Here is a 24,232-nt window from a genome sequence, read left to right on the forward strand (position 1 = left end):
GTCACGTCATGTCATGTCACTTCACTTGACGCCGCTTCACGTCACTTCACGCCGAGCAGCTGCTCCAGCGGGTCGATGGCGAAGTACACGAGGAACAGGGCCGAGACCGCCCACAGCAGCCAGTTGACCTCCTTCGCCTTGCCCAGCACCGCCTTGATGAGGACGTAGGAGATGAAGCCGGCGCCGATGCCGTCGGTGATGGAGTACGTGAACGGCATCGCGGCGATCGTCAGGAACGCCGGGATAGCGATCTCGTACTTGTCCCAGTCGATGTGCTTGACGTGGGTCATCATCAGGAACCCGACCGCGATGAGCGCGGGCGCCGCGGCCTGGAGCGGGACGATCGTCAGCAGCGGGGTGAGGAAGAGCGCGAGACCGAAGAGTCCGCCGGTGACCAGGTTGGCGAAGCCGGTGCGGGCACCCTCGCCTACACCGGCCGCGGACTCGATGTAGGCGGTGTTGGAGGAGGCGGAGCCCAGACCGCCCGCGACGGCGGCGGCACCGTCGATGAACAGCACCCGGCCGATGCCCGGGACCTGCCCCTCCTCGTCGAGCAGTCCGGCCTCCGCGCTGATGCCCACGATGGTGCCCATGGCGTCGAAGAAGTCCGACAGGACCAGGGTGAAGACCAGCAGGACCGCGGTGAGCACCCCGGCCTCGGCGAAGCCGCCGAACAGGTCGACGTGGCCGATGAGTCCGAAGTCCGGGGTCGCGACGATCTTGTCCGGGACCTTCGGGGTGGTCAGGCCCCAGCTCTTGATGTCGGCGACGGCGTCGATGACGATCGCGACGACGGTCATCGTCACGATGCTGATGAGGATCGCGCCCTTCACCTTGCGGGCGAGCAGCGCGATGGTCAGCAGGACGCCGAGACAGAACACGAGGACGGGCCAGCCGGTGAGCCGGCCCACGGCGCCGAGCTGCACGGGCACGGTGGTGTGGGCGATGTCCGGGATGCGGCTCACGAACCCGGCGTCCACGAAGCCGATGAACGCGATGAACAGGCCGATGCCGACGCCGATGGCCTGCTTCAGCTGCTGCGGGATCGCGTTCATGATCGCTTCCCGGAGGCCGGTGAGCACCAGGACGCAGATCAGGAGACCCTCGATGACGACGAGGCCCATCGCCTCGTCCCAGCTCATCAGCGGGGCCAACTGGAAGGCCACGACGGCGTTGAGGCCGAGGCCCGCGGCGATGGCGAGCGGAAGGTTGCCGCCGATGCCCATGGCGACGGTCATCACGCACGCCACCAGCGCGGTGGCGGTGACCAGTTGGCCGGTGTCGAGCGTGTGCCCGAACTTGTCCTTGGCGCTGCCGAGGATGATGGGGTTCAGGACGAGGATGTACGCCATGGTGAAGAAGGTGGCGAATCCGCCGCGTATCTCCCGGCCCATGGTGGAGCCTCTGGCGGATATCTTGAAGAACCCGTCGACCCCGCCTGCCGCCGGTGGCGCGGCACTTGGCCGGTTGTCGACCTTTTGAGCTTCGGACATGGCGATTCTCCTCGTTGCCTGCGTGCGCGGTGTGCGGATGCTGGCTGGATTGTTCCCCTCTTCCGGCACTTTCAGGTTTTCCTTGTGTTACGGAATAGGGTTCGGCCCGCCATACGCCGTTCGAGGCCCCGTACGGCCGGCTGATACGCTCACGCCTCCCGCCCCGCCCCAACTCCCGTGCGCCCACCGGAATCACGGGGCCGCACTCACCGCACCCGCACCGGTGCGCCCGGCCGACGCGAGGGGAGGTAGCCCGTGGGCACGGTCGTCGACGACGCCGCCTCCGTGGAGTTCCACGCCTTCTTCGAACGCCACCATGCCGAACTGGCGCGTTTCGCCCGTCTGTTGACGGGCGAGCCGGACGCCGCCGATGATCTGGCCGCCGACGCGCTGCTGGCGCTGTGGCACCGCTGGGACCGGGTGCGGTCCGCGGAGCATCCGGCGGCGTACGCGCGCGGGGTGGTCGCCAACCTCGCCCGCACCCGGATCCGCGCGGCGGTGCGCGAGCGCCGGCGGATCACCCTCTTCTGGTCGCAGCGCGAGGACAGGACCGAGAATCCCGACGTGGCGGGCACGGTCGACGTCCAGGAGGCGCTGCGCCGGCTGCCGTTCCGCAAGCGCGCCTGTGTCGTGCTGCGGCACGCCTTCGACCTGTCGGAGAAGGACACCGCGCTCGCCCTCGGGATCTCCGTGGGTACGGTGAAGAGCCAGACGTCCAAGGGCATGGCGGAACTGAAGCGGCTGCTCGGCACCGACGAGGCGTCGGTACGGATGCACGCGGGGGCGTTTCCCGCGGGCGGGGCCGCCGGAGGACGAGACCGATGAGGGAGCCGCGCGAGGTGCACGACGAGCTGCGGGCCCGGCTGCGCGAGGAGGCCGGGGCCCACGAGCCGGACCGCGCGCGCATCCTGGCCCGGGTGGAGCGCGGGATGGCGGGCCCAGGTGAGCGGCGGCCCGCGCGGCGCGCGGCCCGTCCGCCGCTGCTCGGCTGGGTCCGTGTCCTCGGCGCGACGGCGGCGGTCGCGGGCATCCTGGCGGTCGGGGGCTACGCGGTGGCCTCCGCGGTACGGGAGGAGGCCCCGGCGGGGCGGCCCGTGGCGGTCCCCCCGGTCCCGGACGTCTCCCCGGAACCGACCACCCCGGCGTCGAACTCCCCCTCCCACGGCTCTCGTTCGGGATCACCGAGCGGGCCGGACCGGCCGCGTCCGTCCCGTTCGGGCACGCCCGCGGCGAGCGCGACCCCCACCGCGTCCCGGACGCCCGCCGGACACACCGCGGACGGTCCGCTCTGGTCGGACGGCTCGGTCGACCCGCACGGCAACGAGTTCTGGGCCCAGAGCGACGTCACCCTCAAGACCTCGGAACAACTCACCTCGCTCACCGTCACGTTGAAGGTCCGGCGCACCGAAGGGGTGCGGGACACGGGAGCCTGGCGTTCGCTGCCCGAGGCCGACTTCACGACGACGGTCGACGAACGGGACGGCTTCCTCGTCTACACCTGGGCGCTCGAACCCGGGCGCACGGTCTGGCCGGGCGAGTGGGTCTTCGCCGGCCAGTACGACCATGCGCGCGGCGGCCGGGACGCGAAGGACGACGGCTACACGGTGACGGCGACCGCGAAGAGCGGCGAACAGGCCGCCGTGAGCGGTGACTTCGCGGCCCAGGGAGCAGCCGGTAAGGGTTCCTAGCACGGGACGGACGCGCACCGGGGAGAGAAAGATCCACAGGGGCGGCAACCCTTTCCCCGGTGGTGGCGACCAGGAGACGCACGATCTCCCCACCACGCAAGGAACCCGGTTCATGACTGCACGAGTTGAACAGCGCGTCCGCCACCGCCGCCGCATCGGCGGACGGCGTGCCGCGATCGGCGCCCTGTCCGCCCTCGCCCTCACCGGCGCGGCGATCGCCACGACCGCGACGCTGGGCTCGGCCGGGGCGGCGACGGCCTGGCCCACGGCGAAGGGCAGCAAGGCGGTGAGCTCCACCATCCCGGTGTCGGGCACCTTCGACGGCAAGCTGACGAAGTTCTTCGGCAGCGGCGCGCTCGGGACGAGCGGCCAGGACGAGGACCAGGGGCCGATCTTCGAACTCGCGGACGGCGCGGTGCTGAAGAACGTCATCATCGGCGCCCCCGCCGCCGACGGCGTCCACTGCCTGGGCAGCTGCACCCTGCAGAACGTGTGGTGGCTGGACGTCGGCGAGGACGCGGCCACCTTCAAGGGCACGTCGCCCTCGGCCGTCTACAAGGTCTACGGCGGCGGCGCCAGGGGCGCGGACGACAAGGTCCTCCAGTTCAACGGCGCGGGCAAGCTGGTGGTCGGCAAGTTCCACGTGGAGGACTTCGGCAAGCTGGTGCGCAGCTGCGGCAACTGCAAGAAGCAGTTCAAGCGGACCGTGATCATCGACGACGTGGACGTCACCGCTCCGGGCAAGGCGATCGTGGGGGTCAACTCCAACTTCGGCGACACAGCCTCGCTGCGGAACATCCGCATCCACGGCGACACCAAGAAGAAGATCAAGACGTGCGTCCGGTTCCAGGGCAACAGCACGGGCAAGGAGCCGACGGAGCTGGGCACCGGCCCGGACGGCACCACGTGCAGGTTCACGGCGTCGGACGTCACGTACGACTGAGTCCGGAATTCGTCCGCCCCCGGGAGACAACCTCCGGTCCGCTCTCCTCGTCATCCAGGGTGCGGACCGCCGGCCCGGTCCCCCCTCGGCCGGCGGGAAGACGAACGCCCCCGCCCGGTGACGACCGGCGGGGGCGTTCGACCGTGGGGCCGCGTCAGCTGACGAAGTACGTGGGGTTCGGCAGCTTGTAGGTCTTGTCGGCGTAGCCGCCGTCGAGGTCCGAGTACTGGTCGCCGAAGTTGGCGACGATGTCGTACCCGAGGGACTCGATGTGCTTGCGGGTGCCGGCCTTGTACTGGACGGTCGTGCAGTTCCAGGCGGCGGCGGTGGCGCAGTCGCTCAGGTAGGCGGGCGGGTTGGCCGCGTCCTTGAGGAACATGTGCGCGGAGTCGAGGTTGACGTCGACGCCGACCTTCTTCAGGTTCTCGACCGCGGAGACGCGCTGCGACTCCTTCAGGCCCGAGTTGTAGAACACCTCGACGCCCTTGGAAGCGGCGTAGTTGACGAGGTCGGGGCTGCCGAAGACGGCCGGACGGTCCGCCTGGGCGACGTAGGCGGCCCAGGAGGCCGAGTTGTAGGTGTAGTTGGTCTTCTTCTCGTAGTCGAGCGAGAGCAGCAGCGTGTCGTCGATGTCGAAGACGACGGCGGCCTTCTCGTGCCGGTGGTGGGCCTTGCGGGCCGCCTGGTCGATGTGCCGCTTGGCGGCGGCGTCGAGGCGCGCGAGGTCCTTGGCGTACTGGCTGTCGGGGGACGCCTGGTAGACACCGTTGCTGTCGGCGGTGGTGCCGTAGTAGGTGTCGATGTCCTTGACGAGGACGCCTATGTTGTACGGCTCGTGCGTCGAGTTCGCCGTCGACTGACCGGCGGTGGCGACTCCGGTGCCGTACAGGGCGGCACCGGCGACGACACAGGTTGCGGCGACGGCCGCGATGCGCAGTGGCTTATGCATGACAGATTTTCTACGCGCGTCACGTCCCTGGGCGCGAGACCCTTTGCCGGATCGATACATACTTTTCGGCCGACTTGGGCCCCGCGCCGCGTTCTTCGGGCCTCCCGCCCTGCGGGAAGGGTCAGTTCATGGTCGCGCCGATGGTCGTGCTGCCCGTCGTGAGGAAGGTGGTCGCGGGCAGGGTCCCGCCGGAGGAGCGGGAGTTGTACGTGGTGCTCGCGTCCGTGGAGACGAACGACGGGGTGGAGACGCCGGAGTCCCAGTTGTTGCCGGCCGATGTCACCGAGGAGCCCTTGGACACCGCCGCGGTGCCGTTGCCGACCGCCAGGTTCTTGCCCAGCCGGGCGGAACCGGTGGCGAAGTAGTAGCCGTACTTCCCGTTGGCGTAGGCGGTGGTGCGGTTGATGACGATGGCGCCGGTGTTGGAGTTCTCGGTGAACCCGCTGCCCGCGTCGTCCCAGGCCGCCGAGTTGTTGACGACGTGGGCGACGACCTCGCCGTCGCCGCCGAGCTTGTAGCCGTTGCCGTCGCCGGCGAAGGCCGAGTCACCCCAGCGGTTCTTGCCGTTGCCGAAGGACCAGGTGTGTTCGACGGTGACCGGCGAGGAGAAGGACCAGAAGTCGATCCCGTCGTCGGAGTTGTTGTAGAGGCGGGCTCCGGTGATCAGGTTGCCGGTGCCGGAGCCGAACTTCACGGCGACGCCGTCGGCGTTCTCGCCGTGGGTGGCGGCGTCGTAGTTGCCGTACGAGTCGAGGTTCCTGACCGTGTTGTTGACGGTGCCGTCGCCGGTCAGCGTGAAGCCGGAGTCGCCGCCGTCGATGGTCTTGACGTTGTTCCAGACGGTGCCGGTGCAGGACTGGCAGACGACCGCGCTGTCCGGGGAGTTCTGGAACGTGATGCCCGAGACGTTCCAGTAGTCGGCGGTCAGCTTGAAGATCCAGTCGCCGGACGGGAGCGAGGATCCGTCGATCTTCACGGTCTCCGAGCCGTACGCGGTGAGGGTCACCGGCGAGGAGGACGTGCCGTTGGTGGTCGACTGGAGGGTGGCCGTCGGGTAGTAGGTGCCGCCGCGCACCTGGATCACGGTTCCGGCGGTGGCTCCGGAGATCGCGCTGGTCAGTTCGGCGGTGGTGTCGACGACGACGGTCGCGGCCCGCGCCTGCGCGGGAAGGGCGGCAAGGCCCGCGCCCAGCGCCAGGGCGGCGCCGAGACTGAGAGCGGTACGACGAGACATGGAGTGGGGTCCTTTCGTCGTGCTGTCGGACGGAACGGGGGAATCACGGACACCAGTCGCCGAGATACGCGGCACGCGTGTGCTGCCCGGCCTCGGCGTCCGTGAGCTGGGGACGGTTCTCCGGAACGGTGATCACCGCGCCGGGCCCGGTGTTGCGGTACTCGGCGAAGCGCTGGGCCTGCCACGGGTGGGCGGCGGACATGTCCGTGTAGGGCGCGACGGCGTCGACGCCGGCGTCCAGGCGGGTGTCGCGGACGGTCAGCATCGGGCGGGCGGTGGGGTCCGAGCCGGGCACCCAGGGACGGGCCAGCTTGTAGTACGCGTCCGGGGCGGAGCTGCTGATCCTGCCGCCGGTGACCAGGTAGCCGCGCGGGTCGGCGACGGCCGTGGACGGCGCGAACACGAAGCCGTACGGGGCACCGGCCAGGTCCGTGCGGTCCAGGGTGTGGAAGTGGCAGTGCTCGAAGACCGCCGTCGCGCGCCCGAAGACGAAGTCCACGTCCCCCTCGACGTAGCAGTCGCGGTAGTACTGCCGGGCGAAGACGGCGAGCGCGGTCGTGTCGGCGTACAGGGTGTCCTGGTGGCCGAGGAAACGGCAGCGGTGAAAGGCGGAGCGGTCGCCCTGCACCTTGATCGCCACGGCCTGGGTGCCGGTGATGTCCGGGTGGTCGGCGCGCAGCCAGTCGTTGGCGAAGGTGACCGAGCGGGCGGTGAAGCCGTCGGCGCGCACGGTGGTCGTCGCGGACCCGGTGGTGCCGTAGGTGCCCGAACCGTCGGGTTTCGGGGTGCCGTTGGCGTTGTCGTAGACCACGACGACGTCGCGCGGATCCCCGGAGGCGCCGATCCAGGTCATCTCGGAGGCGACGGGGCCGGGCAGGCCGGTCGCCGGGTCGACCGCGCCGACCGACACCGTCTCGCGGTACACCCCGGGCCCGATGACCAGGGTGAACCCGGCTCCGGTCGCGGCGGTCACGGCGGCCTGCACGGTGGTGTGGTCGCCGAGGCCGCCCGGATGGACGTACAGCGTCCTCGCGTCGAGCCGCGCGGACGGCGAACCGTACCGCCCGAACGGCCGGCGTCCGTTGGCACGGGCCGGGGCCGCGAGCACGGGAGCCAGCACGGCTCCGGTGCCCGCGGCGACGAACGCCCTTCTGCTGACGTGGTGTCCGGCCATGGTCAGCAGATCCTTCCGGCGCCGGCCCCGCGGTCGACGATCCGGGCGACGGTCCGCGCGGGATCGACCTCGCTCCGCAGGACCGGGGTCCAGCCGGCACCGGCCTGGAGGGTCTCGGCGGGGATCTCCGCGTTGTGCACGGCGATCAGATCGGTGAGGACGCCGTTGACGTAGTTGTCGGCCGCCGTCAGCGGGGCCTCCTTCCACTTCTTGAGGATCGTCCCGGTTCCGACCGAGGCGGGCAGGGTGAACGCGTTGTGCTCGGCGACGAGCTGGGACTCCATCCCGATGCCGTAGCTGTAGCCGTATCCGGCGTCGGCCACGAAGTGGTTGTTGTAGGAGTCCACTTGTCCGAAGCGCACCCGCGGGGCCCGCTCGACGAGGCGGGTGAACAGGTTGTGGTGGAGGGTGACCTTCAGATGGCCCCGGTCCACCGCGGCGGTCGACGCGCTGTCGCTGTTGCCGATCAGGATGGTCTTGTCGTGGTCGGCGAAGACGTTCCAGGAGACGGTCACGTGATCGGCGCCCTTGACGATGTCCAGTTCACCGTCGTGCTGTTCGTAGATCCGGCCGAAGTAGCTCGGCAGCGAGCTGTCCGGGTGGTCGCCGTCGGTGAACGTGTCGTGGTCCAGCCAGACGTGCGTGGCGCCGTACACGACCGCGCTGTCGTACTCGGAGTTCCAGTTGCCGGTGTCGCCGTCGGTGGGGTCCCACTGCGGGAAGCAGTCCAGGGGGCTCTCGAAGGCGAGGTTGCGGACGATGACGTTGTCGACGCCCTTGATCTGGAGGCTCGCGCCCTTGAAGCCCGCGTCCGGACCGAGGCCGATGATCGTCGTGTTGGCGGGGACGTACGCCTTGATGGCGGCGTCCTGATGGGCCGCGGACGCGGCGCGCAGGTCCTCCTGCTCGCCGCTGACGACCTGCTCGTAGCCCCACACGGCCGGGTCGTAGTCGGCGAGGTACTGGTCGAAGTCGTAGCCGGGCGCGGCGAAGGAGCCGCAGCCCTCGGCGCCGGCGTCGATCGTGCCCCGGACCTTGATGATCTTCGGGGCGCTGCCGCCCGCGGCGAGCGCGGCCTTGAACTGCGCCCAGGTCGTGACCGTGCTGACCTGCGCGGCGGTCGCGGCCGAGCCGCCGGTGGTGCCGGTCCCCTCGGACGCCCAGCCGTCGCCCGCGGCGAGCGTCTGCCGGGCGGGGTCACGGGGACGGGCCTCGGCGGTGGTTCCGGTGACGGTGAGCACGAGCGCGGTGCAGCCGATCAGCGCGGCGGCCCTGCGTACGGCACGCCCGCGCCAGGTGGTGGCATGCCCATGCCATTTCTGTGTGTCCGTCATACGACTCGCTCTCCTTCGGCTCAGGGGGTCAGGCGGTGGGCCAGGTGATCCAGGACTCGGGGATCTCCGCGCCGAGACGGCGGACGTCCCGGGGCGTGAGCACCCGGCGGTGCAGCAGCGCGCCCGCGACCAGGCGGGCCACGGCGATGGCGCCGGGCGGGTTGAAGTGGGTGTTGTCCTGCTCGGTGGCGGTCCAGTTGAAGTACCTCTTCGTCTCCTCGACGCCGAGCCGCTGCCACAGCGCGATGGACAGCGCCTGGATGTCGAGGAGGGCCACGTGCTCGTCCGCGGCGAGCGCGCGCATCGACGCCGGGTAGTCGCCGTGCGTCGGCACCGCGTTGCCGTCCGCGTCGAACTTCCTGCGCTCCACCGGGGTGGCGAGCACCGGCCGGGCACCGCAGGCCCGGGCTCCGTCGAGGTACTGCCGCAGACAGTCCTGGTACGTCGTCCACGGCTCGGTGTAGCGGGTGGGGTCGGCGCTCTTCTCGTCGTTGTGGCCGAACTGGACGAGCAGGAGGTCGCCGGGCCGGATCACGCCGAGGATCGCGGCGAGGCGGCCCTCGTCCAGGAAGCTCTTCGAACTGCGGCCGTTCACCGCGTGGTTGGCGACCACGAGGTCCTCGCGGAGGAAGAACGGGAGGGCCATGCCCCACCCGGTCTCCGGTGCGGCGTCGGCGTACTTCTGGGCGGCGGTGGAGTCGCCGGCGATGTACAGGGTGCGCGGCCGGCGGCGCGGTCCGGCGGACGCGGGGCCCGCGGCGGCGACCGCGAGCGGCAGGGCGGCGACGGCCGCCGAGGTGACCTGTCTGCGCGTGAGGGACACGGGCGTGTTCCTTTCGACAGAGGTTCGGGAGGGTGCCGACGGGGGTGTGGCACGGAGGTTCGAGCGCGGCTCGGGGGGTGCGGCACGGAGGTTCGAGCGCGGCTCGGGCGCGTGCTCGCGGGAGTGCGGCACGGAAGGAGGAGCCGGGAGGGCCGCCCGGCCCGGCCGCGGGGCGCACCACGGCCGGGACCAGGCGTACCGGGACCAGGCGTACCGGGACCTGGCGTGCGGGGACGGATGCCGTCCGCCGGGCGCTAGTGGTGTGCCTTCCAGTCGGCCTGTGCCTTGTTCAGCTGGTCGGCCAGGGTGTCCAGGAAGTCCTTCACGCTCATCTTGCCGAGCAGCACCTTCTGGAAGTTCGGCTCGTTGTCGGCCTTGGAGATGGTGTTCCAGTCGGGCAGGTAGTACGGCAGCTGCACGATCTTGGTGCCGGTGCCGTTCAGCGCCTCGGCGGCCAGCCGGGTCGGCTCGGCCTGCTGCACCCAGTTGTCCTTGGCGGCGTCGGTGTTCGCCGGCACCTGCCCCGCCGACTCGTTGAACTTGGAGTTCTCCGCCGCCGAGACGGCGAACTCGATGAACTTCCAGGCGGCCGCCTTGTTCTTGCCGGACTTGAACAGGCTCAGCCCGTCGACCGGGTTGGAGACCTGCACCCGGGTGCCGTCGTCCAGGGTCGGGTTCGGGACGCCGCGGAACTTGCCGGTGCCCAGTGCCTTCACATGGTCCTGGTAGGAGCCGAGGTTGTGGCTCAGCATGCCGATGGTGCCGCTGTCCCACTGCGCGACCATCTTGGTGAAGTCGTTGTTGACGTCGGCGGACGGGGTGTCCTTCTTGTAGAGCGCGACGTACTTCTCCAGGGCGGCCACGTTCTTCGGGTCGTTGACGGTGGTCTTGTCGCCGTTCCAGAACGAGGTGATCCCGGTCTGGCCGTACGCGGCGTCCAGCGCCGGGGCGATGGAGCCCTCGCCGCCGCGGATGGTGAAGCCGAACTTGTTCTTCCCCTTGTCCGTGAGCTTCGCCGCGGCCGTGTAGAACTTCGACCAGGAGGTCGGCGCGTCCAGGCCCGCCGACTTGAACAGGTCGGTGCGGTACCAGAGCGTGCCGTTGTTGGCGGAGGTCGGCACCTGGTACAGGGTGTCGCCGCCGCCGGCGGCCCGGCTGACGTCGAGCAGGTTCCGGCTCAGCTTCCCGTTCAGCGGGCTCTTCTCGATCCGGCTGTCCAGCGGCTCCAGCGCCCCCTGGACGGCGACCTCGGCGAGCATCGCGGTGCCCACACCGCCGACGTCGGGCAGACCGCCGCCCTGGATGGCGGTGTCGTACTTGGACTGGGCGCTCGCGGCCGGGATGCCGACGTACTTGACCTTGATGTCCGGGTACTTCTTCTCGAAGTCGGCGATGATCTGCTTCCAGATGTCGGTGCGGACACCGCCGTTGTTGTCCCAGAAGGTGATCTCGCCCTTGCCGGACCCCTCGGTCCCCTTGTCCCCCGCGCTGCCGCTGCCGTCGTCGCCGCAGGCGGTGACGGTCAGCGCCAGTACGGAGCCGAGGGCGACGGCCAGGGCGGCGCGCCGGGCTCCGCGCACGCCGAAGCTGCGCCGGCCGGCTCCCGGCGGGAGGGCGGCCGGGCGGTTCTCGCGTCTGCTGATCTTCATGGGTCGGCTCTCTTCTCCGGGATCCAGCGGGGCGGTGGGGTCGGTGAGGTGCACTCGGGGCGCGGTGTCCGGCTGCTTCCGGAAGGGACGCCGGGGGAACGGACGCGCCCTTCCCTCTCCATCCGGTAAGCGCTTGCTACGAAGGTGTGGCATTGCGGCTCCCAACAGGCGGGCGATACGACGGGCGAACTGCGGACGAGCGGCGGGCGGAGGACGGGCTCCGGATGGCGGACGAAGCCCGGAAGGGGGACGAGCGGCGGGCGGCGGACCTCAGCGGGCCGCGGTGACTCGGAAGCGGGTGAAGCCGGCGGCCCCTGCGGGCCCCGCGCCGGGCGGGGCGAGCGCGAACAGGCCCAGCAGGGCGCCGATCCAGCCCTGTCCGGTGGCGGCGAAGACCTGCCCCGAGGGCTGCCGGCCCTCTCCGGTGTCGTAGGAGAAGCGGCAGCGGGCCCCGTCGCCGATCTCGATCCACAGCCGGGCCCGGCCCCGGGGCGCCGGCCGTGCGGGAGCGGCGTCGCGCTCGCGCCCGCCCGCGCACCCTCCGGACCGGGGGACGGGTGCCGCCGGGTCCACCGGTTCGGCGAACCGGTGGACCAGCCGTACCGCTCCCCCGGGCTCGCGTTCGAGGCCGATCCAGGCGAACGCGTCGCCCAGCACCACGAGTCCGGCCCGCGCCCCCGGCTCCTCGCTGTCGAGGCACAGGTCGACCCGGACGGTGGCGGGCCGGCCCGGCATCCGCTGGGTCAGGACGTGGGGCACCGCGCGCAGGTCGTGGGCGAAGGGCGTACGGACACAGCTCAGCCGCAGTCCGTCACCCGAGTGCTGGGGGGCCCAGCCCTCCTGGGGGTTGGCGGCCCACTGCCACTGGCGCCCGAAGCGGCCCCCGGGGAAGTCGTCGTCGGTGGCGGGCGCGGACGGCGGCTGGGCGGGCAGCTCCGGTTTGCGGTGCACGGCCACGGGAGTGCCCCGCTCTCCGATCACCGGCCAGCCTCCCCCGCTCTCGGCTTCGCTCGAACGGGGGGACCCCCATGAGCGGGAGGTGCCTCCACCGCCCCAGCGCATGGGCTGGAGGTGGACGACCCGCCCGTAGGGCCCGCGCTGCTGGAAATGGAGGAACCAGTCCTCGCCCGCCGCCGTGCGCACCCAGCCGCCCTGGTGCGGGCCGTTGACCCGGGTGTTCCCCTGCTCCAGGACCACCCGTTCCTCGTACGGGCCGAAGAAGCCGCGTGAGCGGAAGGCGCCCTGCCAGCCGGACGCGACTCCCCCGGCGGGGGCGAGGATCCAGAACCAGCCGTCGTGCCGGTAGGCCTTGGGCCCCTCCAGGGTGAACCAGCCGGGGATCAGGTCGCCGTCGACGATCACCTTCCCCTCGTCGAGCAGCCCGGTGCCGTCGGGGCGCATCCGGTGTCCGGTGAGGCGGTTCTTCACCCCGGACCGGGACCGCGCCCAGGCGTGCACCAGATACGCCTCGCCGCTCTCCTCGTCCCACAGCGGGCAGGGGTCGATGAGTCCCTGGCCCTCCTTCACCAGGTACGGCCGGGTCCAAGGGCCCCTGATGTCGGGCGCGTTGACCTGGAAGATGCCGTGGTCGGGGTCTCCCCAGAAGATCCAGAAGCGGTCGTCGTGACGGCGCAGCGCGGGTGCCCACACACCCCCGCCGGGCCGGGGGGAGCTGAACTCGCGCGCGGGTTCCAGGCGTTGGAGCGCGTGGCCGACGAGGGTCCAGTTCACCAGGTCCCGGGAGTGCAGCAGGGGCAGGCCGGGGACTCGGCCGAAGCTGGAGGCGGTCAGATAGAAGTCGTCACCGACGCACAGCACGTCGGGGTCGGACCAGTCGGCGTCGAGGACCGGGTTGCGGTAGGTGCCGTCACCCAGGTCGGCGGAGGGCAGGGCCATCAGGGGCTCACCGCCTTGCGGACCAGCGCGGCGGCGCCGTCCCGGTCCGGGGTCCCGTCGGCGACGACCGTGACGATCCTGCGGACGAGCGTGCCGCCCGGCTCGACGGTCAGACGCTCGTCGTGGGCGAGGGAGGAGCCGACGCCCGGGTACTCGGCGGCCCGCACGAACCAGGGGTCGCGGCGGGTCGCGGCGGTCGCCCCGGCGAGGACGAGGGTCCAGCCGGCGCCCGCGAGGGCGAGCCAGTCGGCGGGGCGCCCGTGCACCGCGTCCTCTCCCTCGGCGTCGGCGGTGAACACGCGCGGGGCGTCCGGCTCCTTGCGGGCCCGCCAGAAGAACCCGCCGTAGGCCGCGCCGGGCCGTCCGTTGGTGGCGGGGCTGCCGATCGACAGACCGCGCCCGGTGACGTTCGTGAGGGAGAAGGTGAGGTCCAGCGCCCAGGCGGTGTCGGTGAGGGCGACGGCGGCGACCGTACGGCGTTCCCTCAGCAGTTCGGTGCCCGCGGCCGTCCAGCGCAGTTCCTCCACGAAGCCGTCCGGGTCGCGCAGCTGGAAGCCGAGGTGCCGCTGGGCGCCGTGATTGTCGAGCTCGGTCGGACCGCGGTCGCGGACGTAGGTCCGCCCGCCCCAGAAGTTGTGCCCCTCGACGTCGGGGACGGCGACACCGGCGCCGAGGTGGTGGGGGTGGTCGGCCGGGCCCAGCTCGGTGACGGCCGTGCCGGCCAGGGTGGTGACGGGGTGCAGGTACGGGCGCGGCGAGAGCCGGCCGGGCACTGCGGGCCGGGTGACGTAGCGGGCGACGGGGCGGCCGCCGATCCGCAGGACCGTCGAGTCGTCGTTCATCGGGTGCTCACCTCCTTTGGGAGCGCCCAGGGAGCGCCCAGCTCGGAGTAGAGGGCGAGGGTGTCGGCGGCGGCCGCGACGAATCCGTCGACGCCGGGCACGACGCGGCGGCCTTCGCCGGGGAGCGTCTCCCAGGCGTCCGGGGGCAGCGGGACGGGGTCGGGCGCCCGCCGGATCGCCTCGACGACCTTCATGAAGGCCTCCGTCGACGCGGGCGGGACCAACAGGGCGGCGCCCGCGCCCAGATGCTCCGCCAGGTTCTCCAGCAGATCGGTGCGGCCGTACCGCAGCTCCTCGGGGCCGTGCCCGGCCCGCTGGACGAGGACCCGGTCCTGCTTGTACCAGAAGGTGATCCGGCCGCCCGTGCCGTGCACCAGGACGTAGGGTTCGCCGGGTTGTTCGGCGCAGAGGGTCGCGGCGACCGTGATCCGGCCGCCGGTGGTCGTCACCCGGACGCACGAGGTGTCGTCGGACTCGATGGCGTTGGCGCGCAGCAGCTCGGTCTCGACGTCGGTGACGTCCTCGGCGCGGGCCGTGCCGGCCAGCGCGAGGGCGGTGGCGACGGCGTGCGCCAGCGGGTTGGTCAGCACCCCGTCGACCACGTCCACGCCGTCGAGCCGGCGCCGGCCCGCCCAGGGGGCGCGCCGGAAGTACGCCTCGTCCCGGGCCCAGGCGCCGGCCCCGCCGATGCCGGTCACCCGGCCGAGCGCGCCTTCGGCGATCAGCTTCCTGATGGCCGGCACGGCGTGCGAGCCGAGCGACTGGAAGCCGATCTGGCAGACGACTCCGGCCGCCGCGACCCCGTCGGTCATGCGCCGGAACTCGGCGTAGGACGGCGCGGGCGGCTTCTCCAGGAGCAGATGGACGCCGCGGCGGGCGGCGGTCAGCGCGAGGTCGGTGTGGGTGGGGATGGGGGTGCAGATCACGGCGACGGCGGCGCCGGTCGTATCGAGGAGGGCACCGAAGTCGGCGGACTGCTCGACGTTCCGTCCGTCCAGCTCCTCCTCGGTGAGCGGGGCCAGCTCGCAGATCCCGGCGAGGCGGACGAGTCCCTTGTCCTGGAGCCGGCGGATGTTGTCCAGGTGCCGGCGGCCGTGGCCCCGGGCGCCGGCGAGGACGACGGGCAGCGGGAGGGGGTGCGGGCCGGCGGGCGCGGTGCGGCGGTCGCCCGGGTGCCGGTCCCGGCGCGGGGCGGCGGTCATCCCTTCACCGCCCCGGCGCTGAATCCGGTGATCAGCCACTTCTGGATGAACGCGAAGACGACGACCACGGGGACGGCGGCGACGATGCCGCCCGCGGCGAGCGCGCCGAGGTCGACGCTGTCGGAGCTCATCAGGGTGTTGAGGCCGACCGGGATGGTCTGCTTGCTCTGGTCGCTGAGGAACATCAGGGCGAACAGGAAGTGGTTCCAGGCGTGCACGAAGGCGAAGGAGCCGACGGCGATCAGCCCGGGCCGCAGCAGCGGCAGGACGACGATCCGGAAGGCGTCGAAGCGGTTGCAGCCGTCCACCCAGGCGGCCTCCTCCAGGCTGTAGGGCACGTTCCTGATGAACCCGCTGATGAGGATCATCGACAGCGGCAGCTGGAAGACGGTCTCGGCGATGACGACGCTGACCAGGGAGTTGATCATCCGGAGCTCGGCGAAGATCTGGAAGAGCGGGACCAGCAGCAGCGCGCCCGGCACGAACTGCGAGCAGAGCAGCGCGAGCAGGAAGCCGCGCTTGATCCTGAAGTCGAAGCGGGCGAGCGCGTAGCCGCCGGCGAGGGCGACGAGGGTGGTCATCACCAGGGTGGCGACGGCGATGATCACGCTGTTCTGGAAGTAGGTCCCGAAGCTGCGCTCGGTCCAGACCTTGCCGAAGTGGTCGAGGGTCATGGGCCAGGGCACGAGCGCGGTGGACCCGGCGGGGCGCAGCGCGAAGAGCAGGATCCAGTAGAAGGGGACCAGGGTGAACAGGAGGTAGCAGCCCAGGGGGAGGTAGATGTGGCTGCGCGGGACCTCGTCCCAGGCACGCCGCTTCCCCGGCGCGCCGGGGCGCGGTGTCCTGGCGGGCGGTGCGGGTGCGGCCGGGGCGGTCGCCACGGCGTCCTTGGTGATCATTTGTCCCCGCCTCCGAACTTGCTCAGCCGCAGATAGACGATCGAGCAGAACAGCAGGATCACGAACGCGACGGTGGTGAGGGCCGAGGCGTAGCCGAAGTTGTGGGCGTCGACGCTGGTGTTGGCGATGTAGAGCGGGAGGGTGGTCGTCTCGCCCGCGGGTCCGCCGCCGGTCAGGGTGTAGAGCAGGTCGACGTTGTTGAACTCCCAGACGGCCCGCAGCAGCGTGGACAGCACGATCGCGTCCTTGAGGTGCGGCAGGGTGATGTGCAGGAACTGGCGGACGCGGCCCGCCCCGTCGACCTCGGCGGCCTCGTAGAGGTCCTTGGAGACGGACTGGAGGTCGGCGAGGATGAGGATCGCGAAGAAGGGGACCCCGCGCCACAGGTCGGCGACCACGGCGGCCGGGAAGACGGTGGAGGTGTCCGAGAGCCAGCTCGTCCCGTACGCGCCGATGCCCGCGTCGGCGAGGTAACGGGTGATGCCCGTCTGGGAGTTGTAGAGCAGGACCCAGATCGCCGAGGTCAGCACCCCGGAGACGGCCCAGGGCGAGAAGACCAGCGCGCGGGCCGCGGCCCGGCCGACGAAGGTCTGGTTGACGATGAGGGCGAGCGCCAGGCCGAACAGCAGTTGCAGGCCCACCTCGACGACGACCCACTTGGCGCTGAAGGTCAGGGTGTCCCAGAACTGGGGGTCCTCGGTGAAGGCGTGCGTGAAGTTGCCCAGGCCCGCGTAGCCGTTGCGCCACGGCTTGGTCGGGTTGTAGTTCTGCAGGCTGTAGTAGAAGACGCTGATGACGGGGTAGGCGATGAAGCCGAGCATCAGCAGCGCCGCGGGGGCGATCAGCAGGTACGGAAGCCCCCGCGGGGTCGCGGAGGCACGGCGCCGCGGGGGTGGCGCGGGCGGTTTCGCCACGGCTGCGGCTTGGGCCATGACTGTTCTCCGTTCGCAGTGGGTCACGTACAGCGAGTGCAGGAAGCGCTTGCTACGACCGCATGGGCCGAGCACGTCGACGGGCGGGTGTTGGGGGGCGTCAGCCCGCGTACGGGTCCGGCACCTGGCCCGGACGGGCCAGGAACGCGAAGTCGCAGCCGGTGTCGGCCTGGGTGATCTGGTCGTTGTAGAGCGCGCCGTATCCGCGTTCGTACCGGACGGGCGGCGGGGTCCACGCGGCCCGTCTGCGCTCCATCTCCGCGTCGTCCACGTGGAGATGGAGCGAGCGGGCCGCGACGTCGAGGGTGATCCGGTCGCCGCTCCGTACGAACGCGAGCGGGCCGCCGACGTGCGACTCGGGTGCCACGTGCAGCACGCAGGCGCCGTAACTCGTGCCGCTCATCCGGGCGTCGGAGATCCGCACCATGTCCCGGACGCCCTGCTTCAGCAGATGGCCGGGGATGGGCAGCATCCCGTACTCGGGCATGCCCGGCCCGCCCTTGGGGCCGGAGCCCCGCAGCACGAGGACGCTGTCCGCGGTGATGCCGAGCGACGGGTCGTCGATGGTGCGCTGCATCGTGCGGTAGTCGTCGAAGACGACCGCGGGACCGGTGTGCTTGAGCAGGCGCGGCTCGGCGGCGATGTGCTTGATGACGGCGCCGTCGGGACAGAGGTTGCCGCGCAGCACCGCGACCCCGCCCTCGGCCGCGACCGGGTCGTCCCGGGTGCGGATGACGTCGTCGTTGTGCACCCGGGCGCCCGCGAGCTGTTCGCGCAGCGTGTCGTGCGCGACCGTGGGCCGGTCCAGGTGCAGCAGATCGGTGATCCGGGACAGGAACCCGGGCAGACCGCCGGCGAAGTGGAAGTCCTCCATGAGGTACGTCCGTCCGCCGGGCCTGACGTTCGCGAGCACCGGAACGGTCCTCGCGATCCGGTCGAAGTCGTCCAGGGTGAGGGTGACACCGGCCCGTCCGGCCATGGCGATCAGATGGATCACGGCGTTCGTCGAACCGCCGATGCCGAGCACCGTGGTGACCGCGTCCGCGAAGGCGTCCGCGGTGAGGATGTCGGACAGTTTCCGGTCCGTGCGGACCAGTTCGACGATCCGCAGCCCGGCCGCGGCCGCCATCCGGTCGTGCCCGGAGTCGACGGCCGGGATGCTGGAGGCGCCGGGGACGGTGACGCCGAGCGCCTCCGCGGCGGCCGTCAGCGTGGACGCGGTGCCCATCGTCATGCAGTGCCCCGGCGACCGGGCGAGCCCGCTCTCCAGTTCCGTCATCTCGCAGTCCCTGATGAGACCCGCACGCCGGTCGTCCCAGTACTTCCACATGTCCGTGCCGGAGCCGAGGACCTCGTCGCGCCAGTGGCCGGGCAGCATCGGCCCGGCGGGCACGAAGACGGCCGGCAGATCCGCCGAGGCGGCGCCCATCAGCAGCGCGGGCGTGGTCTTGTCGCAGCCGCCCATCAGGACGGCCCCGTCCACCGGGTACGACCGCAGCAGTTCCTCGGTCTCCATCGCGAGCAGGTTGCGGTAGAGCATCGGGGTCGGCTTCTGGAAGGTCTCGCTCAGCGTGGACACCGGGAATTCGAGCGGGAAGCCTCCGGCCTGCCACACGCCCCGCTTGACGGCCTGGGCGCGCTCGCGCAGGTGAACATGGCACGGGTTGATGTCGGACCAGGTGTTGAGGACCGCGATCACCGGCTTGCCCAGGTGCTCCTCGGGCAGGTAGCCGAGCTGCCGGGTCCTGGCCCGGTGGCTGAACGAACGCAGTCCCTCGGTGCCGTACCACTGGTGGCTCCTGAGCTCCTCGGGCCGTTTCACAGCGACCATCCGGCGGCTATGGCGGCGACCTCGGACCGCTCGCTCGCGGGCAGCGGCCGGCTCGGCGGGCGCACGTCGGGGCGGCACAGACCGAGCGAGGACAGGGCCTCCTTGACCACCGTGACGTTGTTCGCCGAGGCGTCGGCGGCGCGCAGTTCCTCGAACCGGCGGATCCGCTCCCAGATCTTCATCGCGGCCGGGTAGTCGCCGCAGCGCAGCGCCTCGATCATGTCCAGCGACACGGCCGGGGCGACGTTGACCAGGCCCGAGGTGAACCCGGTGGCACCGGCCGAGAAGTACGAGGGGGCGTACGGCTCGGCGAGGCCGGCCACCCACACGAACCGTTCGAGTCCGGCGTCACGCGCGAAGGACGCGAACCGCGCCGCGTCCGGGACGGCGTACTTCACGCCCACGACGTTCGGGCAGGCGTCAGCGAGTTCGGCCAGCCGCGAGCCCGCGAGCGCCGGATTGCGGATGTACGGGACGACACCGAGCTCCGGCACGGACTCGGCGACCGCCCGGTGGTAGTCGACCCAGCCGCCCTCCGAGACATACGGGTGGACGGGCTGATGGACCATCACCATCGGTGCGCCGAGGGAGCGGGCGTGCCGGGCGGAGGCGACGGCGGTGGGCAGGTCGTGACCGACGCCGACGAGGACGGCCGCGCGGTCGCCGGCCTCCTCGACGGTCAACTCGGTGACGGAGCGCCGCTCTTCGGGGGTGAGGGCGTAGAACTCGCCGGTGTTGCCGTTGGGAGTGAGGGTGCGGACGCCGCCGTCGATCAGCCGGCGCAGCAGGGCCCGGTGGGCCTCGCGGTCGATCGTGCCGTCCTCGGCGAACGGCGTCACCGGGATCGCCACGACCTCGGCGAGCGCGGCCCGCTGCGTCTCGAAGGTCGCTGTCATCGCTGTCCGTCCTCCTCCTGGCCCTGCGGGAAGGCCCGTCGTACGAACGAGGCGATGTGCGCGTGCAGCGCCCCGGCGGCGCCCTCGGCGTCACCGTCCAGGGCGAGGCGCAGGATCTCCCGGTGCTCGCTCGCCTCCCGCTCCCAGGAGGGGTCGGCGGCCCAGGCGACCGCCGAGACGAGGGCCGCCTGGTCGCGTACCTCGTCGAGCATCCGGCCGAGCAGGGGGTTGCCGCAGGGCGCGTACAGGGCGCGGTGGAACTCCCTGTTGGCCAGGGAACGTTCGGCGGTGTCGGCGGCGTCGTCGGCACGGGTGAGCGCGTCGCGGGCGGCGTCGAGGGACTCGCCCCGGCGCACCACCCGCCGCAGCGCCTCGGGTTCGAGGAGCAGCCGTACGTCGTACACCTCGCGCGCCATGTCCGCGTCCACCATGCGCACCGTGACGCACTTGTACTGGTTCATCACGACGAGCCCGGTGCCGGCCAGGGTCTTCAGCGCCTCGCGCACCGGGGTCTTGGACACCCCGAACTGCGCGGCGAGGTCGGTCTCGACCAGGGCCTGTCCCGGGGGCAACTGCCCGGTGAGGATGCGGTGTTTGATCCCCTCCAGCACGAACTGCGTGCGGGACGGGATCGGGGTGGGCACAGAGGTCATGCGCGCCTCTCCGGTCTCACGTGGCGGATCGTGCGAGCCCGGTCACCGGTGACGGACACCGGACTCCGGGTCTCGCATATCGCGTCTCATATATGACGTACGAAGTACGACGCGTCGAAGGTAGGAGCGCGACCGCGTTTCGTCAACGCTTCGGACAGAGGGAATTCCGGGGGGAGTTGGGGAGACGCGGGGGCGGCGGTGGGACGGTGGAGGTGCGGCACTCACCCCGGGGCGGGGCACGCCGCGCGGTCCGGGCGCTTCCCTGGGCGGGTCTTGGCGGGCTGTCCGGCCACCTCGCCAGGCAGGTCTTGGCTGGCAGTCCGGCCGCTGTCCCGGCGGGACACGCGGGCCGGTCACTCATCCCGGCGGGCCGCTCCCCCGGGGCCCGTGTTGGCGGGCGGTACGGCAGCCCAGGGACGACATGGGCCGGCCGTACGCGCCTTTGCGGGCCACTCCTCCCAACAGGACTCCTCCGCCGTTCGCTTCCGCGATGCCCTGCCGGGGAACGCGTACGGGCCGCCCGCTCGGCGGGCGGCCCGTGACTCACTGCGGGGCGGCGACGATTCGGCAGGTAGACGGACGTTGCAGGCTTGGCGGCGGCCCGGCGGCCGGCCCGCCTCAGCCCGCGCCCACCTCGACCTGCGGCACCGCGCGAACCGTGTGCTTTCGTGACGTGGTGGCGTCGGATCGACGCCCGCCGACGCCCCTGCCGCCCGCCGCGCTCTACCGCTTCCAGCCGGGGTCGCGGCCGCTGAGGCCGATCACGCGGTCGAGGAGGGGCGCGCCGTCGGGCACCGGCACGACGGGGCCGAAGATGCCGCCGACGCGGGTCGGGTCGTCGGCCACACCGGCGAGGAACCGGTGCGTCACCTCCAGGAGGACGGGGTCGGGGTCGTACTCCTGGCCGGTGGCCCGCGCGAGGTCCCAGCCGTGCACCACGAGTTCGTCGGCGGCGACGGCCGCCGCGACCTCGGCGGGCAGGTCCACCCCGCCCGCCCGGGTCGTCCCTGTCCAGGCGGCCGGGTCCCGCCAGGCGTCGGCGAGTTCGTCGAGCGCCTTGGGCAGGGCCTCGCGCCAGTCCGGCCCGATGTCGGGCAGGGAGGCGGTCGGGCTGGTGTCGGTGGTGGGGCCCAGGTCCTTGCGCCCGGCGTCGCGGAAGGCGACGGCCAGTCCGGCCAGATGCCCGAGCAGGTTGCGTACCGCGTACCGCGGACAGGGCGTGACCCCGTCGAGCTGCGCGTCCGTGACGCCCTCCGCGAGGCGCGCCACGACGAGGGCCTGCGGCCCGAAGTCGAAGGTCTGGCCGGTCATCCGAATCTCCTCAGAACGCGTGTCCGATGTGGTCCGCACTGCCACGGGAGCCCGTCGGGGCACTCCCGTGGGGTAGACCCCGGGCGCCCCCGGAACTCATCGGTTCCCCGCGCGCGAGGTCACGGACGTGAGGCAGCCGGACGGCCCCGCGCCGGGCACAGAACCGGACGACCCCGCCCGCCGCCCCTCGCCGGGCACCCCACCGCACAGCCCCGCGCCCAGCGGCCCGCGCCGGGCACACAAGCGGACGACCCCCGTCTGCCGGCCCGCGCCGGGCCCCCAGCCGAACAGCCCGCTCCCGACGGCCCGCACCGGGCACACGACCGGACAGCCCCGCCCCCAGCAGCCCGCGCCAGGCACACAACCGGCCGACCACCCGCCCGCCGGCCAGCTCCCGCCCAGCAGCCCGCGCCGAGCACACAACCCGACGCCCCCGCCCGCCGGCCCGCACCGGGCACACCACCGCACAGCCCCGCGCCCAGCGGCCCGCGCCAGGCGCACCACCGCGCAGCCCCGCGCCCAGCGGCCCGCTCCTCCGTATGCAGCAGCGGCGCGGGCGGGGCGGCCTGCCGGGATCGAAGCTGGGCGTGCCCACGCCCGCCCGACCCGGGAGAACCCCCATGCCCCTGCCCCGCCGCCCCCGGCTGCGCCCCTCCCTCGGCGCCCTGCTGGCCGCCGCCTGTCTGACCGGCGCCGTGGCCGGACCGGCCGACGCCGGTTCCGGCACCGCGGACCGCGACCAGGACCGCGCTCTGCGCAAGCAGCTCGAGGAGCTGGTGCGCAGCCCCGGCGGCCCGCCCGGTGTGATCGCCGTGCTGCGCCGCGAGGGTGCGTCCCGCGTCGTGCGCGCCGGAGTCGCCGACCTCGACAGCGGGCGTCCGATCGAAACGGACGACCACACCCGGATCGCGAGTACGGCGAAGGCGTTCAGCGGCGCCGTGGCGCTGAAGCTGGTGGACCGGCGCGCGCTCTCCCTGGACGACACCATCGGCCGCCGGCTGCCGTCCCTGCCCCGGCAGTGGGCCTCCGTGACGCTGCGCCAGCTGCTGAACCACACCAGCGGCCTGCCCGACTACTCGAAGAGCCCCGAGTTCATCGAGGTCCTCACCGCCGATCCCCACCACCACTTCGACTCGCGCCGGCTGCTCGACTACGTGGCCGGCGACCCGCTGCTGTTCCGGCCGGGATCGCGGTACAACTACTCGAACTCGGACAACATCGCGGTCGCGCTGATGGCCGAGGCGGCGACCGGGATGCGCTACGAGCAGTTGCTGCGGGGCCTCGTCTACCATCCGCTGGGCCTGCGCGACACGAGCCTCCCGCAGGGCTACGAGATGCCGGAGCCGTACATGCACGGCTACGACGTCACCCCGCCGAATCCGCCGGAGGACGTCAGCGAGGCGCTCAGCGCGTCGGGCGTGTGGGCCTCGGGCGGGATCATCTCGACCCCGGCCGACCTGACCCGCTTCATCCGCGGGTACGCGAGCGGCGCACTGATCTCCAAGGCGACCCTGCGCGAGCAGCGGCGCTGGATCGAGGGGGCCTCGGAGCCCGCCGGGCCCGGCCGGAACACGGCGGGAGCGGCGATCTTCCGCTACTCCACCCGCTGCGGGGTGGTCCTCGGGCACACCGGCAACTTCCCCGGCTACACCCAGCTGATCGCCGCCACTCCGGACGGCCGGCGCTCGCTGACCTTCTCGCTCACGACCCAGGTGAACGAGTCGACCAAGCCCGAGCTGCTGAAGGAGCTGCGCACGGTCGAGGAGAACTTCGTCTGCGCCCTGCTCAAGAACTGACCGTCGGGTCCGCCCGCGGGGCGTCCGGGCCGTCCCGGACGCCCCGCGGTGCGTTCACCGACATTCCATTGCAACAGATCCTGGCGGGCGCGTTGCATTAGAGTCAGGACCATTGCAATGAATTCATGGCATCCACCTGCAATAACAGGGAAGTTGAGCAACAAGCTTGTTGCCTGATCTTTGAATGCAACGTAGCGTTTCCATTGTCAGAAACAAACGCGGAACGCACGCGACGCAGCCAGAGGAGAGCGTCATGCAGAAGTTCGACACCCCCGCCCCCGTCTCCGCGGTCGTCGACGTCCCGGCGGGACGGATCCGGTTCATCGCCGCCGACCGGGCCGGTCGAGGTGACCGTGCAGCTGCCGGCCGGCTCCGGCGTCGAGGCGAGGACGGCCGCCGCCGAACTGCGGGGCGTGGGACGCCTCGGCGACGTCACCTTCGAGGGCGGCCACCGCACCGTCAAGCTCGACGAGGCCGACCGCGTGCACCTGACCGGACTCGACGCCGACATCACGATCGGCCGCCTCAACGGCCCCGCCGAGATCAGTACCCAGAAGGGCGACATCACCATCGCGCGGGCCGCCTCCGCGACCCTCACCCTCAGCGCCCAGGCCGGCGACATCACCGTCGGCGAGGCCGCCCCCGGCACCCTCACCCTCACCACCCTCAAGGGCGACATCACCGTCG

General features: G+C 71.9%; 20 protein-coding genes and 1 pseudogene. 5 read left to right on the forward strand and 16 right to left on the reverse strand.

Annotated features, from left to right (window positions below; translation table 11 throughout):
• Positions 1-41 precede the first annotated feature (41 nt).
• Positions 42-1,493: an NCS2 family permease gene (locus IO36_RS28045; RefSeq protein ID WP_037623824.1), complete on the reverse strand. Its 1,452-nt coding sequence runs from the start codon at positions 1,491-1,493 to the stop codon at positions 42-44.
• A 255-nt stretch (positions 1,494-1,748) separates the two neighbouring features.
• Between IO36_RS28045 and IO36_RS28050 the strand changes: the two genes are divergently transcribed.
• The 3 genes from IO36_RS28050 to IO36_RS28060 all read left to right on the forward strand — a co-directional run bounded on the left by IO36_RS28050 (position 1,749) and on the right by IO36_RS28060 (position 4,124).
• Positions 1,749-2,318: a SigE family RNA polymerase sigma factor gene (locus tag IO36_RS28050; RefSeq protein WP_037623825.1), complete on the forward strand. Its 570-nt coding sequence runs from the start codon at positions 1,749-1,751 to the stop codon at positions 2,316-2,318.
• Positions 2,315-3,181: a hypothetical protein gene (locus IO36_RS28055; protein WP_037623826.1), complete on the forward strand. Its 867-nt coding sequence runs from the start codon at positions 2,315-2,317 to the stop codon at positions 3,179-3,181. Before IO36_RS28050 ends, IO36_RS28055 begins: the two co-directional genes overlap by 4 nt.
• Before the next feature lie 112 nt (positions 3,182-3,293).
• On the forward strand, positions 3,294-4,124 hold the full coding sequence (locus tag IO36_RS28060; RefSeq protein WP_037623827.1) for a pectate lyase: 831 nt from the start codon (positions 3,294-3,296) through the stop codon (positions 4,122-4,124).
• 154 nt (positions 4,125-4,278) lie between these two features.
• Here IO36_RS28060 and IO36_RS28065 read toward each other — a convergent pair whose 3' ends face one another.
• The 15 genes from IO36_RS28065 to IO36_RS28135 all read right to left on the reverse strand — a co-directional run bounded on the left by IO36_RS28065 (position 4,279) and on the right by IO36_RS28135 (position 21,749).
• Entirely contained in the window at positions 4,279-5,073 is a 795-nt protein-coding gene (locus IO36_RS28065; RefSeq protein ID WP_037623828.1) for an HAD family acid phosphatase, read from the reverse strand.
• Positions 5,074-5,194: 121 nt separating this feature from the next.
• Positions 5,195-6,307, reverse strand: coding sequence for a right-handed parallel beta-helix repeat-containing protein (locus tag IO36_RS28070; protein WP_037623829.1), 1,113 nt, complete (start codon positions 6,305-6,307; stop codon positions 5,195-5,197).
• A gap of 43 nt (positions 6,308-6,350) precedes the next feature.
• The gene (locus tag IO36_RS28075) at positions 6,351-7,481 is read right to left on the reverse strand and encodes a pectinesterase family protein (RefSeq protein WP_037623830.1); all 1,131 of its coding nucleotides are present in this window, start codon (positions 7,479-7,481) and stop codon (positions 6,351-6,353) included.
• Between the two features lie 2 nt (positions 7,482-7,483).
• On the reverse strand, positions 7,484-8,815 hold the full coding sequence (locus tag IO36_RS28080) for a pectate lyase family protein (protein WP_037623831.1): 1,332 nt from the start codon (positions 8,813-8,815) through the stop codon (positions 7,484-7,486).
• A 28-nt stretch (positions 8,816-8,843) separates the two neighbouring features.
• On the reverse strand, positions 8,844-9,638 hold the full coding sequence (locus tag IO36_RS28085; RefSeq protein WP_037623832.1) for a rhamnogalacturonan acetylesterase: 795 nt from the start codon (positions 9,636-9,638) through the stop codon (positions 8,844-8,846).
• 254 nt (positions 9,639-9,892) lie between these two features.
• Positions 9,893-11,287: an ABC transporter substrate-binding protein gene (locus IO36_RS28090; RefSeq protein ID WP_245173517.1), complete on the reverse strand. Its 1,395-nt coding sequence runs from the start codon at positions 11,285-11,287 to the stop codon at positions 9,893-9,895.
• A gap of 270 nt (positions 11,288-11,557) precedes the next feature.
• Positions 11,558-13,183 (reverse strand): glycoside hydrolase family 43 protein, encoded by a 1,626-nt coding sequence (locus IO36_RS28095; protein WP_037623833.1) that lies wholly within the window; start codon positions 13,181-13,183, stop codon positions 11,558-11,560.
• Entirely contained in the window at positions 13,183-14,025 is an 843-nt protein-coding gene (locus IO36_RS28100; RefSeq protein ID WP_037623834.1) for a DUF6807 domain-containing protein, read from the reverse strand. The genes IO36_RS28095 and IO36_RS28100 overlap by 1 nt, the downstream gene beginning before the upstream one ends.
• Entirely contained in the window at positions 14,022-15,227 is a 1,206-nt protein-coding gene (locus tag IO36_RS28105; RefSeq protein WP_037623835.1) for a Gfo/Idh/MocA family protein, read from the reverse strand. The genes IO36_RS28100 and IO36_RS28105 overlap by 4 nt, the downstream gene beginning before the upstream one ends.
• Positions 15,224-16,126, reverse strand: coding sequence for a carbohydrate ABC transporter permease (locus IO36_RS28110; RefSeq protein ID WP_037623836.1), 903 nt, complete (start codon positions 16,124-16,126; stop codon positions 15,224-15,226). Before IO36_RS28110 ends, IO36_RS28105 begins: the two co-directional genes overlap by 4 nt.
• Entirely contained in the window at positions 16,123-17,058 is a 936-nt protein-coding gene (locus IO36_RS28115) for a carbohydrate ABC transporter permease (RefSeq protein WP_037623837.1), read from the reverse strand. Before IO36_RS28115 ends, IO36_RS28110 begins: the two co-directional genes overlap by 4 nt.
• Positions 17,059-17,158: 100 nt before the next feature.
• Positions 17,159-18,889: an L-arabinonate dehydratase gene (gene araD / locus IO36_RS28120; protein ID WP_037623838.1), complete on the reverse strand. Its 1,731-nt coding sequence runs from the start codon at positions 18,887-18,889 to the stop codon at positions 17,159-17,161.
• Positions 18,877-19,785 (reverse strand): dihydrodipicolinate synthase family protein, encoded by a 909-nt coding sequence (locus IO36_RS28125; RefSeq protein WP_037623839.1) that lies wholly within the window; start codon positions 19,783-19,785, stop codon positions 18,877-18,879. Before IO36_RS28125 ends, araD begins: the two co-directional genes overlap by 13 nt.
• Positions 19,782-20,438, reverse strand: a complete 657-nt coding sequence (locus IO36_RS28130) for a GntR family transcriptional regulator (protein WP_037623840.1) — start codon at positions 20,436-20,438, stop codon at positions 19,782-19,784. Before IO36_RS28130 ends, IO36_RS28125 begins: the two co-directional genes overlap by 4 nt.
• Positions 20,439-21,161: 723 nt before the next feature.
• Positions 21,162-21,749 carry a TIGR03086 family metal-binding protein gene (locus IO36_RS28135; RefSeq protein ID WP_037623841.1) on the reverse strand — a complete coding sequence of 196 codons (588 nt, stop codon included), beginning with the start codon at positions 21,747-21,749 and terminating at the stop codon, positions 21,162-21,164.
• 620 nt (positions 21,750-22,369) lie between these two features.
• Here IO36_RS28135 and IO36_RS28140 point away from each other — a divergent pair.
• Positions 22,370-23,545, forward strand: coding sequence for a serine hydrolase domain-containing protein (locus IO36_RS28140; protein ID WP_037623842.1), 1,176 nt, complete (start codon positions 22,370-22,372; stop codon positions 23,543-23,545).
• Positions 23,546-23,798: 253 nt separating this feature from the next.
• Positions 23,799-24,232 (forward strand): annotated as a pseudogene (locus IO36_RS28145) (DUF4097 family beta strand repeat-containing protein); the annotation flags it as partial.

This window comes from Streptomyces aureus, from assembly GCF_000725495.1.
Lineage (GTDB): Bacteria > Actinomycetota > Actinomycetes > Streptomycetales > Streptomycetaceae > Streptomyces > Streptomyces aureus_B.